The sequence below is a fragment of the Streptomyces sp. NPDC104581 genome, assembly GCF_055583685.1.
In genome coordinates this window covers 39896-52318 of record NZ_JBVJNN010000021.1, presented here as the reverse complement: position 1 = coordinate 52318, position 12423 = coordinate 39896, and the positions used below count along the sequence as shown (strand labels likewise).

Sequence of the window (12423 nt, the reverse complement as noted above, 5' to 3'; positions counted from 1 at the left end):
CACGCTTCGGTGTCCCGTCTGCCCAAGGGGCCCGGTGCACTGCCTCCGGAGCACTACCCTTGTCTGGTGACTATTCGGCTGTACGACACCGGCGCCCGGCAGATCCGTGACTTCACCCCGCTCGTCCCGGGCTGTGTCTCGATCTACCTCTGCGGTGCCACCGTGCAGTCCGCACCGCACATCGGGCACATCAGGTCGGGGCTCAACTTCGACATCCTGCGGCGCTGGTTCACCCACCGCGGCTACGACGTGACCTTCGTACGGAACGTCACCGACATCGACGACAAGATCATCGCCAAGTCGGCCGTCCAGGACCGCCCCTGGTGGGCGATCGGGTACGAGAACGAACGCGCCTTCAACGCCGGCTACGACGTGCTCGGCTGCCTGCCGCCCACCTACGAGCCGCGCGCCACCGGGCACGTCCCCGAGATGATCGACATGATGCGCGTCCTCATCGAGCGCGGTCACGCCTACGCGAGCGACGGCAACGTCTACTTCGACGTGCGGTCCTTCCCGGAGTACCTCCAGCTCTCCAACCAGGACATCGACGACCTGCGCCAGCCCTCGGGCGAGGGCGAGACCGGCAAGCGCGACCGGCGCGACTTCGCCATGTGGAAGGCCGCCAAGCCCGGCGAGCCGTACTGGGAGACCCCCTGGGGCCCCGGCCGGCCCGGCTGGCACCTGGAGTGCTCCGCCATGGCGCACAAGTACCTCGGCAGCGCCTTCGACATCCACGGCGGCGGGCTCGACCTGGTCTTCCCGCACCACGAGAACGAGATCGCGCAGGCCAAGGCGTACGGCGACGGGTTCGCCGATTACTGGGTGCACAACGCCTGGGTCACCATGAGCGGCGAGAAGATGTCCAAGTCGCTCGGCAACTCGGTCCTGGTCAGCGAGATGGTCAAGCACTGGCGGCCCATCGTCCTGCGCTACTACCTCGGCACCCCGCACTACCGCTCGATGATCGAGTACAGCGAGGAGGCCCTGCGCGAGGCCGAGTCCGCCTTCGGGCGGATCGAGGGCTTCGTCCAGCGCGTCATCGAGATGGCCGGCCACACCGTGCGGCCCGCCGACGAGGTACCGCCCGCCTTCGCCGAGGCGATGGACGACGACCTCGGAGTCCCGCAGGCCCTCGCGATCATCCACACCACCGTCCGGCAGGGGAACTCGGCCCTCGCCGCCGACGACAAGGAAGCGGCGGTCGCCCGTCTCGCCGAGGTCCGCGCGATGCTCGGAGTTCTCGGTCTGGACCCGCTGGACGCACACTGGACGGGAGCGGGCGCGGGCGAGGACGGCCCCGACGGGCGCGACAGCCTCCACGGAGTCGTCGACACCCTCGTACGGCTGGTGCTCGACCAGCGTGAGTCGGCCCGGGCCCGCAAGGACTGGGCCGCGGCCGACGCCATCAGGGACCGGCTCCAGCAGTCCGGACTCGTCATCGAGGACAGTCCGGCGGGCCCGCGGTGGACGCTCGGCCCCCGCTGAGCGGGGCAGACAGCACAGCCTCCTGAAGAGGAGGCGGGGAACGGCCTCCTGAAGAGGAGGCGCCGGGCGGACCGGGCGCCACAGGGCTCCGGCCGGGCCCCGATTGTGCTGTCCGGCCGCCGGGCGGCACACTCGCGTGAACGAAGTGAAGTTCTCACGAACCGACGAAAGCAACGAAACAGGTAGGTCATGGCCGGGAACAGCCAACGCAGGAACCGCCGCACGTCCAACAAGAAGGGCGCGCAGGTCGGCAGCGGTGGCAAGCGGCGCCGCGGACTGGAGGGCAAGGGCCCGACGCCGCCGGCGTCCGCCCGCAAGGGCCATGTGCAGAACCGTGTCGCCAACGCCAAGGCCAAGCTGACCGCCCGCCGCCAGGTCACCCGGCGCGGCGGCAAGGGCACCAGCGAGATGGTCGTCGGCCGCAACCCGGTCTTCGAGGCGCTGCGCGACGGCGTACCGGCGACGATGCTCTACGTACAGCAGTACATCGAGAACGACGAGCGGGTGCGCGAGGCCCTCCAGCTCGCCGCCGACCGCGGCGGCATCCACCTGATGGAAGCCCCCCGGCCCGAGCTGGACCGCATGACCAACGGCCTCAACCACCAGGGCCTGGTGCTCCAGGTCCCGCCGTACGAGTACGCGCACCCCGAGGACCTGGCCGCCGCCGCCTTCGACGAGGGCGAGGACCCGCTGATCGTCGCGCTCGACGGCATCACCGACCCGCGCAACCTCGGCGCCGTCGTCCGCTCCGTCACCGCCTTCGGCGGTCACGGCGTCGTCGTCCCCGAGCGGCGCGCCGCCGGGATGACCGCCGGGGCGTGGAAGACCTCGGCCGGCACCGCCGCCCGTACGCCCGTCGCCCGCGCCACCAACCTCACCCGCGCGCTGGAGAGTTACCGGAAGGCCGGGCTGACCGTCGTCGGTCTCGCGGCCGACGGCGACACCGAGGTCGGCGACCTCCCGGCGCTCGGCGGCCCCGTCGTGATCGTGGTCGGCAGCGAGGGCAAGGGCCTGTCCCGGCTGGTCGGCGAGACCTGCGACCACCTGGTGCGGATCCCGATGCCGGGCGGCGCCGAATCGCTGAACGCGGGCGTCGCCGCGGGTGTGGTGCTGTACGAGGCGGCCCGCCGGCGCGGCTGAGCGGCCGGGGGCGCGGGCCCGGCGACGGGCACCGCGCCGGTGCGGGGCGGCGCGTTGCGGTTCCTTACGCGGTGGTACGGGGCGGCGCGGTACGCGGTGGCGCCGGGCGGGTACGGGGTAGCCCTCGTACTGATGTCCCCGTCGCCCCACTCTTGACGGGTCTCGGACATTTCCCGGCCGTCAAGGCAGTGTCCTAAACACAAGTCACTCGGTTAGATGAGTGTGGACACCAGAACGCCCCGGCCCGGGTTCGACGAACAGCCCCCGCTGAGCATGGTCAAGGTGGACTGCGATCCCGCGCAGGTCATCGTGAACCACGCCAGCTTTCGGGTGAAGCTCGCAGCGAGCCAGCGCCCCAGCCCCGTACGCGCCACGGCGGACACCGCGCGGATCCCCGCGATGAGCCGCCCCGCAGGCGCCGCCCGCCGCCGGGCCCCCGTCGTCTGGAGCGGCAGGTCGGAACCGGGCGACCTCGGAGCCACCGGGCTCCTCCAGGCCGTACGGAACTCCTCCGCGACCGCCACGGGCGCGGCCCTCACCGACGCGCCGGGCAGCCCCTACGAAGCCGGGGCCACCGGCTCCACCCAGGTCATCCCGCGCATCGACCTCGGCGACGACACGATGCCGACCCCGCGCGTACCGCACCGCGCCGGCGCCGGATCCGACACCCCCCTGCTGCCCCCCATGCGCCAGGCCGTCGGCGCGTACGACACACCCGACTACGACACCTACGGCGCGGGCGGCGCACGCCACCGCGGCGGCCACGACGACCGCGACGACCTCGAGTACGAGCGCGACTACGAACGCGAACGCCGCGGCCACGACCACGGTGACGACCCCCGCGGCGACCGCCGGGACCTCTCACCGGCCGACGCCGCCGTACGGCACGCCTACTACCCCGGCCGCCGTATGAACCTCGGCGTGGTGCTCCTCCCGCTCCGCGTCTTCCTCGGACTCATCTCCGTCTACGCGGGCATGGGCAAGCTCTGCGACCCCGTCTACTTCGACGGCGGCAAGCGCGGCTCCATGGTCACCTGGCTCACCTCGCTCCAGCCGTGGGCGCTCGCCGAACCCCTGCGCGACTTCGCCCTCTCGCACCCCGTCGGCGCCGGACTCAGCGTCGCGTTCCTCCAGATCATCGCCGGAGTGCTCACCGTCCTCGGCCTCTGGCAGCGGCTCGCCGCCTGCTTCGGGGCGCTGCTCTCGGCCGCGCTGATCCTCACCGTCAGCTGGCGCACCGTCCCCGTCTACGACGCGCCCGACATCATCTACCTGGCCGCCTGGTCCCCGCTGATCATCGCGGGCGCCCCCGTCTACTCGCTGGACGGACGCCTGGCCGGCGAGGCCTGGCGCAAGCTCGGCCCGCGCACTCCCCTGCGGGAGCTGCGGCGCCGCGTACTGCGCCGGGGCGCGGTCGTCGCGACCGTGGTCATCGGTCTGACGCTGCTCATCGGCTCCATGCTCGGCGGCGCCGTACGGTCCACGGACATGGTGACCGTGCCCGGACCGAACAACCCGGTCAACCAGCTTCCCGGCTCGCCGCTCCCGCAGAAGTCCGGCAGGAGCAGCGCGTCCGGCTCGCCCACCGGCGAGGCCCGGCAGAACGGCGGCAGCGCCGCGCCGACCGCCGGCCAGACCAGCGGACCGTCCGCCGAGCAGTCGACGCCGGGCCGCGACCCGGCCCGCGAGCCCGGCCCGACCGGCGCGAGCGGACAGCCCAGCCAGACCCAGGGCACCGGCCAGGCACCCCCGCAGACGTCCCAGCAGCAGCAGGCACCACCGCCGTCCAGCAGCCAGGGTCCCGCCACGAGCGGCGGCTCGACGGGCGGCGGCGGCACCACGGGAGGCGGAGGCGACGGCGGCGGCACGACGGGCGGCGAGGGCGGCTCGTCCACCGGCGGCGGTGGCGGAGGCGCCAAGAACCCGATCGGCGGCCTGCTGGGCTGAGGCGGCGCGGCGACGGCCGGAACACGTACGAGGGCGGCCACCCGGCGGGATCGGGTGGCCGCCCTCGTAGCTGTCTGCCGTGCCCTCCGTGTGGGCTCTGCGCCCGTCTGCGGGCCCCCGGTGTCCCGTACGGCCCCGAGGGGCACGGAGACGCTCCGGCGCCCGTCAGGCCCCGTCAGGAGCGTGCGGCCCGGCACCGGTCGGTGAGGGGCGGCGAAAGGCCCGGGGGAGGGGCGACGGGAGCGGCCGGGAGTACGTCAACGCGCGGCGGACGCCAGCTCCTTGGCCGCCTCGGTGAGGTCCTTCGCGGTGTCGATGGCCCGCCAGTACGCGCCCTGCGGCAGCGGGAAGCCCGCCAGCCGGCGTTCGCGCGCCAGCCGGGGAAAGGTCGTCCGCTCGTGGTCGCCCCGGTCGGGCAGCAGACCCGCGAACTCCGAAGAGAACACGTACACACCCGCGTTGATCAGATACGGCGACGGCGGCGACTCGATGAAATCCAGCACATGGCCGAACTCGTCGGTCTCCACGGCCCCCCAGGGAATCCTCGGCCGGGCGAGGGCGAGCGTCGCGGTGGCATCGCGCTCGGCATGGAACGCGGCCATCTCGCGCAGCGAGAAACGTGTCCAGATGTCGCCGTTGGTGGCGTACCAGGGCCGCTCGGGCTCGGGCAGCCGGGCGGCCGCGTACTTGAGACCACCGCCGCGGCCGAGCGGCTCGTTCTCCACCACGGTCGTGACACGCAGCGGGAGTTCCGAAGCGTCCAGCCACTCCTGGAGCACCTCGGCGAGATGGCCGCACGAGACAACGGCGTCCGTGACGCCCTCGGCGGCCAGCCAGGCGAGCTGATGGCCGATGATCGGGGTCCCCGTCCCGGGGATCTCGACCATCGGCTTCGGTCGGTCGTCGGTGTACGGGCGCAGCCGCGAACCCTGGCCGCCCGCGAGGACCACGGCCTGCGTCGGAAACGTCATCATGCCGTGAACGATAGGCGGGGCGGTCGGGGAGGCGGTGCTCAGTGCCCCGCGGTCTGCTGGGAGACCCCGTAGGCGAACGAGGTGTCGCACACGGGGCGGGAGAACGACTGCGCGCGGGTGGGTCCGTAGTGCGCGACAGCGGCGCGGCCGAGCGCGCGTGCCAGGGACATGCAGTGCTTGGCGAGCGAGGGGCGCTCCTCGATCTGGCGCTGGAGGTGGGTCAGGGCGATCCCCGGGTCCTTCTCCTGGAGCTCCACGAGCAGCTTGTCGCGGAGAACGTCCTGCGGGGCGCGGGACTTGGCACGCACGGACGCCTTGTCCGAGGACGCGGTGAGGATCTGTGCCTCGGAGTTCTTCGCCGCCCACGGGACGGTCGCGACCGCCAGGGTTCCGGAGAGGACGAGGACGACGGGCAGTACGAGGGCGAGAGTTCGGCCGATTCGGCGGGCAGTGTGGGTCACGGAGGCGAGCGTAGCGGTCAGTGATGATTTGGCGACATTTAGTCACTCGGCCGAGGGATGGTTCGACTGGGCTTTTCGAATCGGGTGTTGACGCACGCGATTCGAAATGGCCCGTGTGCCGGGGTATTTGTGTCCGCGCGAGCCGCCCACGCAAACGGCCCCGCACCGAAGTGCGGGGCCGTAAGTACGTTCTTCAGTTCAGTCGCGCTGAAGGGGATCAGTCGCTGAGACGCTCGCCCGTGGACGACGCGAAGACGTGCGTCTCGCCCGGCCGCGGCACGACGTGCAGCTTGGCGCCCTTCTCGGGAACGGCGCGGCCGTTGACGCGGACCACCAGGTCCTTGTGCTCGCCGCCGACCTGCGCGTCGCCGTAGACGTAACCGTCGGCGCCCAGCTCCTCGACGACGTTGACGGTGACGGCCAGACCGGCCGGCGCGTCGTCGGCGTCCTTCGACAGCGACTTCGCGACCTCGCCGCCCTGCTCCACGATGTCGAAGTGCTCCGGGCGGACACCGACCGTGACGGTGCTGTCACCGCGGTCGGCCGCGGCGGACAGCGCCTCGCGGGAGACCGGGACGACGCTGTTGCCGAACTTCACACCGCCGTCGGTGATCGGGACCTCGACCAGGTTCATGGCCGGGGAGCCGATGAAGCCGGCGACGAAGAGGTTGGCGGGACGGTCGTACATGTTGCGCGGCGAGTCCACCTGCTGGAGCAGACCGTCCTTGAGGACGGCGACCCGGTCACCCATGGTCATGGCCTCGACCTGGTCGTGCGTGACGTACACGGTCGTGATGCCCAGACGGCGCTGGAGCGAGGCGATCTGCGTACGGGTCGACACACGGAGCTTGGCGTCGAGGTTCGACAGCGGCTCGTCCATGAGGAACACCTGCGGCTCACGCACGATCGCACGGCCCATCGCCACACGCTGGCGCTGACCACCGGAGAGCGCCTTCGGCTTGCGGTCCAGGTACTCGGTGAGGTCGAGGATCTTCGCGGCCTCTTCGACCTTCTTACGGATGTCGGCCTTGTTGACGCCCGCGATCTTCAGCGCGAAGCCCATGTTGTCGGCGACCGACATGTGCGGGTAGAGCGCGTAGTTCTGGAACACCATCGCGATGTCCCGGTCCTTGGGCGGCAGGTGCGTGACGTCGCGGTCACCGATGCGGATCGCTCCGCCGTTGACGTCCTCAAGACCCGCGAGCATGCGCAGGGAGGTCGACTTGCCGCAACCGGAGGGCCCGACGAGCACGAGGAACTCGCCGTCGGCGACATCGAGCTCGAGCTGATCGACAGCGGGCTTCGTGGAACCCGGGTACACACGGGTCGCCTTGTCGAACTGAACAGTGGCCATGGTGATGTGGTCCCTTCACCGGCAGGAACGTGCCGGACGATCCGAGTAAAGGAATGGCTCCCCCGCCGGAGGGCGGAGGATGGGTCTAGTCCACCTGGATGAACTTGAGGTGACGCTACCCCGCGTTTCAAGATCTGTCAGTAGTCCTGCGTCGCCGAAATTTTCGATCTTGTTCATGGGGAAACGGCAGAGCAGCGCACTTTTGACCTGGCCCACCGCGTGCGGTGGTCTCCCGCCCCTCACGGGACGGGTTTCCTGCTTCGACGCCCGCAGCCGTCCGGCCGCGACCTCTCAAGAGGCGCGTTCGTCCGGTCCTACGCGGGCTCCACAGGCGCTCCGGCCGACGGCCCGTCGGTCCGTACCGCGAACAAACCCGGCAATGGCTTCTACGGGGCCTCGCGGTTCGCGGACTCCGTCAGCTCCGATGCGCTGATCACCGGGGGTGGCTCCTGGCCGGGAGGCAGTGCCGACGCCACTGTCCGGTAGAGCCGCATTCCCTCGTCGCGGAGGTTCACCGCCGCGTTCACATCGCGGTCGTGCTCGACGCCGCACCCGGAGCACGTCCAGGTCCGTACCGACATGTCCAGTCGTGGGCCCGTCGTGTGGCAGGAGGAGCAGCGGCGCGTCGAGGGAAAGAAGCGGTCGACGACCACCAGCGTGCGTCCGTACCAAGCGCACTTGTAGCGCAGTTGACGCAGGAGCTCGCCCCACGACGCGTCCAGCATGGAGCGGCTCAGCCCGGCTTTCCTCCGGCGTCCCGCGCCCCTGGCCGACCGCAGCAGGGTCACGACGGACAGGTCTTCCACCACGAGCACTTGGTTCTCGCGCACGAGGCGGGTCGTGAACTGGTTCAGCATGTCTCTGCGTACGTCGCCTATGAGAGCGTGCAGCCGGGCGATCCGGAGGCGGGCCTTCTCCCGGTTCGCCGAACCCCTCGCCCCGCGGTGCAGGCTCCGCTGCGCACGGGCCAGTTCGCCTTCGTACTTCTTCAGGAGGCGGGGGTGACCGAGCTTCGTACCGTCGTCCAGGGTCACGAGGGACGCCAGGCCGAGATCCAGGCCCACCGCCTTCGGAGCACCGTCACCGGGCAGGAACACTGCGGGCAATCGCTGGATCCGCTCCTCCACCAGTACGGACAGGAAGAAGCGGTGGGCCCTGTCCCGTGTCACGGTCAGTTTCACCGGCGCCGTCCCGCTGGGCAGCGCGCGGGACCAGCGGACATCCAGTGGGTCGTTCTGCTTCGCCAACGTCACCAGCCCGGTCCCCGGGTGCTCGGGGTCCTCGATCCAGCGGAAACCCGTCCGCACGTACGTCGCCGAGTCGCGTGACCGGTGTTTCCTCTTCCGCCGCGGATGCTTCGCCGCCCCCTTGAAGAACCGGGAGAACGCGCTGTCCAGGTGCCGCAGAGCCTGTTGCAGCACGGTGGACGACACCGCGGCCAGCCACGAGGTCCCCTCCGCCCGCCGCCACCCGGTCAGAGCGCGGCAGGTCTCGGCGAAGCCCACGGAGACGCGGTGCCGTTCCCAGGCCTCCGTACGGAGGGTGAGCCCTTCGTTGTAGACCCACCGGCACGCGCCGAAGGTGTCCGCCAACTGCTGTGCCTGTGCGGGGGACGGATAGAAGCGGAAGCGGTAGACGCGCTGCCGCATGTCCGGTCGCCCGGCACGGGACCGACGCGTGGGCGGCGCGGCGCGGCGGTCGTGGTGCTTGCGCGGATCGGCGATACCGAGCGACTCACGCTTGACGCGTCGAGCCTCCGGGCCGGTGACACGTATGCGTCCGCCCACGGCCTCCACCACGGCTCCCCCCGTCATGATCACATCGTCGGACAGTGCGTCCGTCCGTACAACGAACGCGTGCTCGTGAGGTCACGCGCGGGTGGATCTCTGTGGCTGGGGCGGTTGGCCGCTGTGTAGAGTGAGGCACTCTCGCGCACCGCTTCCACCGTGTGCGAAACGCCGCCTTAGCTCAGTTGGCAGAGCTCTCCACTTGTAATGGAACGGTCGTCGGTTCGATTCCGACAGGCGGCTCGGGGGAAGGCCAGGTCATCAAGGGTGACCTGGCCTTTCGGCTTTTCGGTGGGGTGCGGGGAGTCCCGGGGTCAGTGGCGGCCCGCTATGCGGTTGGCCGTGCGGGCCAGGCGGTGGGTTGTCGTCGTGTGGGACGTGGACTCGCGGTGGTCCGCCGTGCGGTAGGCCGCGTAGAGCGTGTGGACTCCCAGCCAGCGCAGGGGCTCCGGTTCCCACTTGCGGACCTTGTGGTTGACCCAGGGCAGGGTCGTGAGGTCCGTGGGGCCGTCCTGGCCGGAGTCCTGGCGGATCAGGTCGCGCAGGGTGCGGGCCGCGAGGTTGGTCGTGGCGACCCCCGAGCCGACGTAGCCGCCCGCCCAGCCGAGGCCCGTGGAGCGGTCGAGGGTGACCGTGGCGCACCAGTCGCGGGGGACGCCGAGCACGCCCGACCAGGCGTGGTCGATACGGACGCCGGCCGTGGTGGGGAAGAAGCGGACCAGGATGTCGCGCAGGGCGGCCACGGTGGCGGTCTGGGTGCGGCCGTCGTTGTCGGTGCGGGAGCCGTAGCGGTACGGGACTCCCCGGCCGCCGAGCGCGATGCGGTCGTCGGCGGTGCGCTGGGCGTACATGTAGGCGTGTGCCATGTCGCCGAGGGTCTCGCGGCCGTCCCAGCCGATGGTGTCCCACACCGCGGCGGGCAGCGGTTCGGTGACGATCATCGAGGAGTTCATGGGGAGCCAGGTGCGGCGCTGGCCCTTGAGGCCGGCGGTGAAGCCCTCGGTGCAGCGCAGGACGTAGGGCGCGCGGACGGTGCCGTACGGGGTGACGGCGTGTTTGGGCTTGATCTCCGTGACCGGTGTCGACTCGTGGATGGTGACGCCGAGCGCCTCGACGGCAGCGGCGAGGCCCTTGAGGAGTTTGACCGGGTGCAGCCGGGCGCCGTGCGGGGTCCAGGTGGAGCCGACGGCTCCGGTGACCCGTACGCGTGCGGCGGTCTCGCGTGCGCCGTGCAGGGTGCGGTCGGTCTCGCCGAAGGCGGTCTCGGCGGCGTGGAAGTCCTTGAGTCGGGCGAGCTGCGCGGGTGTGTACGCGACTTCGAGGACGCCGCCCTGGTGGATGTCGGCGTCGATGGACTCGTCGGCGGCGACGCGTACGACCTCGGCCACGGTGTCGTTCATGGCCTGCTGGAGCCGTACGGCGGCGTCGTGGCCGTGCTTGAGGGCGTGGGCGTCGCGTCCGGCGATGCCGTTGTAGAGCCAGCCGCCGTTGCGTCCGGAGGCGCCGTATCCGCAGAACTTGGCTTCCAGGACGGTGATGTTGAGGAAGGGCACGGCCTTCTTCAGGTAGTAGGCCGTCCACAGGCCGGTGAAGCCGCCGCCGACGACGCAGACATCGGCGGTCGTGTCGCCGGGGAGGGGTTCGCGGGGCGCGGGTATGCCGTCCTGGGCGTACCAGAAGGAGATGCCGCCGTTGGTGGTGCTGCTCATGACGGTGTTCGTACACCGCTTTCCGCGCCTGTGTCCAGGTTCGGGGAGCGCGCTCGTAGGCTCGGGACGATGGAGATTCCGGCGGAGCTGGTGAGGACGCAGTCGATGTTCCTGGGCGCTCGGGGGCGCGCGTTCATCGCCGCGCTCCCGGCGCGCGCGGCCGACTTCCTGAAGAGGTGGGAACTCCGGCGTACGGGCCCGGCGACGCACGGCATGTGCGCGCTGGTGCTGCCGGTGGAGCGGGCGGACGGTACGGCGGCGGTGCTGAAGCTCCAGAACCTCGACGAGGAGACGGCCGGTGAGCCGGTGGCGCTGCGGCTGTGGGACGGCGACGGCGCGGTGCGGCTGCTGGAGTACGACGAGGCGTCGGGCACGCTGCTGCTGGAGCGGCTGGACGCGGCGCGCGATCTGACGGGTGTTCCGGTACGGGACGGGGTGGCGGTCGTGGCCGGGCTGCTGGCCCGGTTGACGGCGCGGGCCGCGCCGGCGGACCTGCGGACGCTGGACGCGATCACGGCGGCGATGCTCGACGAGGCGCCGGTGAGGGTGCGGACGCTCCCCGGCGGCGCGGAGCGGCGGCTGCTCCTGGACTGCGCGGCGGCGGTGCGCGAGGTGGCCGGTGAGCCGGGTGACCGGCTGCTGCACTGGGATCTGCACTTCGGGAACGTGCTGGCGCCCGTGGCGGGCCCGGCCGCAGGGGAGGGGCGGGGCCGTGAGCCGTGGCTGGCGATCGATCCGAAGCCGCTTGCCGGGGATCCGGGGTTCGAGCTGCTGCCGGCCGTCGTCAACCGGTTCGACGCGGGCGACATCCTGTGGAGGTTCGATCTCATGACGGAGGTCATGGGGCTGGACCGGGGGCGTGCGCGGGCGTGGATGCTGGGGCGGGTGCTCCAGAACTGTCTGTGGGACATCGGGGACGGGGAGCGGGGGCTGTCGCCCGTGCATCTGGCCGTGGGGCGGGAGTTGCGGGACCGCCGGGTCTGAGGGCCGCGGCCGGGATCGTGGGGCCCGGAGCGGGCCGCCCCGGCCGCCCCGGCCGTCGCTGGCGCGGCGGCCGGTGAGAGGGCAGGCTGCGGTCATGATTCGTACGGCGACGGCCGCCGACGTTCCGGTGATCCACGCGATGATCCGTGAACTGGCGGCATACGAGAAGGCCCCGGACGAGGCGCGGGCGACCGAGGCGCAGTTGGGGGAGGCGCTGTTCGGGGAGCGGCCCGCGGCGTACGCGCACGTCGCGGAGACGGACGAGGGCGCGGTGGCGGGGTTCGCGCTGTGGTTCCTCAACTTCTCGACGTGGCGCGGGGTGCACGGCATCCACCTGGAGGATCTGTACGTCCGTCCGGGGCTGCGCGGCGGCGGGCACGGGAAGGCGCTGCTGACGGAGCTGGCGCGGATCTGTGTGGAGCGCGGGTACGGGCGGCTGGAGTGGTCCGTACTGGACTGGAACGAGCCGTCGATCGCCTTCTACCGGGCGCTGGGGGCGCGGCCGCAGGACGGGTGGACGGTGTTCCGGCTGACGGACGGGGAGCTGGCCGCGCTGGGGGCGTCCGGCGGCTGAGGTGCGGC

At 71.5% G+C, this 12423-nt stretch carries 10 protein-coding genes and 1 tRNA gene; 6 read left to right on the top strand and 5 right to left on the bottom strand.

Annotated elements, in window-relative coordinates; all coding sequences use genetic code 11:
* Nucleotides 1–66: 66 nt before the first annotated feature.
* The 3 genes from cysS (at nt 67) to ACZ61E_RS18860 (ending at nt 4572) form a co-directional block, all read left to right on the top strand.
* Complete coding sequence (gene cysS, locus ACZ61E_RS18870; protein WP_469700767.1) at nt 67–1485, top strand: cysteine--tRNA ligase; 1419 nt, start codon at nt 67–69, stop codon at nt 1483–1485.
* A 189-nt stretch (nt 1486–1674) separates the two neighbouring features.
* Nucleotides 1675–2625 (top strand): 23S rRNA (guanosine(2251)-2'-O)-methyltransferase RlmB, encoded by a 951-nt coding sequence (gene rlmB / locus ACZ61E_RS18865; protein ID WP_469700766.1) that lies wholly within the window; start codon nt 1675–1677, stop codon nt 2623–2625.
* Between the two features lie 216 nt (nt 2626–2841).
* The gene (locus ACZ61E_RS18860) at nt 2842–4572 is read left to right on the top strand and encodes a DoxX family protein (RefSeq protein WP_469700765.1); all 1731 of its coding nucleotides are present in this window, start codon (nt 2842–2844) and stop codon (nt 4570–4572) included.
* Between the two features lie 257 nt (nt 4573–4829).
* Here the strand turns inward: ACZ61E_RS18860 and ACZ61E_RS18855 are convergent, their stop codons facing one another.
* From ACZ61E_RS18855 to ACZ61E_RS18840, 4 genes are all read right to left on the bottom strand, one after another.
* The gene (locus tag ACZ61E_RS18855; RefSeq protein WP_469700764.1) at nt 4830–5546 is read right to left on the bottom strand and encodes a nucleotidyltransferase family protein; all 717 of its coding nucleotides are present in this window, start codon (nt 5544–5546) and stop codon (nt 4830–4832) included.
* Between the two features lie 38 nt (nt 5547–5584).
* Nucleotides 5585–6007: a hypothetical protein gene (locus tag ACZ61E_RS18850; RefSeq protein ID WP_078076561.1), complete on the bottom strand. Its 423-nt coding sequence runs from the start codon at nt 6005–6007 to the stop codon at nt 5585–5587.
* A gap of 217 nt (nt 6008–6224) precedes the next feature.
* Nucleotides 6225–7361 carry an ABC transporter ATP-binding protein gene (locus tag ACZ61E_RS18845; RefSeq protein ID WP_469700763.1) on the bottom strand — a complete coding sequence of 379 codons (1137 nt, stop codon included), beginning with the start codon at nt 7359–7361 and terminating at the stop codon, nt 6225–6227.
* Nucleotides 7362–7747: 386 nt separating this feature from the next.
* Nucleotides 7748–9175 carry an RNA-guided endonuclease InsQ/TnpB family protein gene (locus ACZ61E_RS18840; RefSeq protein WP_469700761.1) on the bottom strand — a complete coding sequence of 476 codons (1428 nt, stop codon included), beginning with the start codon at nt 9173–9175 and terminating at the stop codon, nt 7748–7750.
* Nucleotides 9176–9318: 143 nt separating this feature from the next.
* On the opposite strand from ACZ61E_RS18840, the gene ACZ61E_RS18835 reads away from it, so the two are divergent.
* A tRNA-Thr gene (locus ACZ61E_RS18835) sits at nt 9319–9391 on the top strand.
* Between the two features lie 71 nt (nt 9392–9462).
* On the opposite strand, the gene ACZ61E_RS18830 is transcribed toward ACZ61E_RS18835, so the two are convergent.
* Nucleotides 9463–10857 carry an NAD(P)/FAD-dependent oxidoreductase gene (locus ACZ61E_RS18830; protein ID WP_469700760.1) on the bottom strand — a complete coding sequence of 465 codons (1395 nt, stop codon included), beginning with the start codon at nt 10855–10857 and terminating at the stop codon, nt 9463–9465.
* A gap of 69 nt (nt 10858–10926) precedes the next feature.
* Between ACZ61E_RS18830 and ACZ61E_RS18825 the strand changes: the two genes are divergently transcribed.
* Both ACZ61E_RS18825 and ACZ61E_RS18820 read left to right on the top strand, forming a co-directional pair.
* Entirely contained in the window at nt 10927–11841 is a 915-nt protein-coding gene (locus ACZ61E_RS18825; protein ID WP_469700759.1) for an aminoglycoside phosphotransferase family protein, read from the top strand.
* 94 nt (nt 11842–11935) lie between these two features.
* Complete coding sequence (locus ACZ61E_RS18820) at nt 11936–12415, top strand: GNAT family N-acetyltransferase (RefSeq protein WP_469700758.1); 480 nt, start codon at nt 11936–11938, stop codon at nt 12413–12415.
* Nucleotides 12416–12423 lie beyond the last annotated feature (8 nt).

Coding starts and splice junctions, on each gene's coding strand:
- rlmB (WP_469700766.1), top strand. CDS start 1,675: ATGGCCGGGAACAGCCAACGCAGGAACCGCCGCACGTCCAACAAGAAG.
- ACZ61E_RS18860 (WP_469700765.1), top strand. CDS start 2,842: ATGAGTGTGGACACCAGAACGCCCCGGCCCGGGTTCGACGAACAGCCC.
- ACZ61E_RS18855 (WP_469700764.1), bottom strand. CDS start 5,546: ATGATGACGTTTCCGACGCAGGCCGTGGTCCTCGCGGGCGGCCAGGGT.
- ACZ61E_RS18845 (WP_469700763.1), bottom strand. CDS start 7,361: ATGGCCACTGTTCAGTTCGACAAGGCGACCCGTGTGTACCCGGGTTCC.
- ACZ61E_RS18840 (WP_469700761.1), bottom strand. CDS start 9,175: ATGACGGGGGGAGCCGTGGTGGAGGCCGTGGGCGGACGCATACGTGTC.
- ACZ61E_RS18830 (WP_469700760.1), bottom strand. CDS start 10,857: ATGAGCAGCACCACCAACGGCGGCATCTCCTTCTGGTACGCCCAGGAC.
- ACZ61E_RS18825 (WP_469700759.1), top strand. CDS start 10,927: ATGGAGATTCCGGCGGAGCTGGTGAGGACGCAGTCGATGTTCCTGGGC.
- ACZ61E_RS18820 (WP_469700758.1), top strand. CDS start 11,936: ATGATTCGTACGGCGACGGCCGCCGACGTTCCGGTGATCCACGCGATG.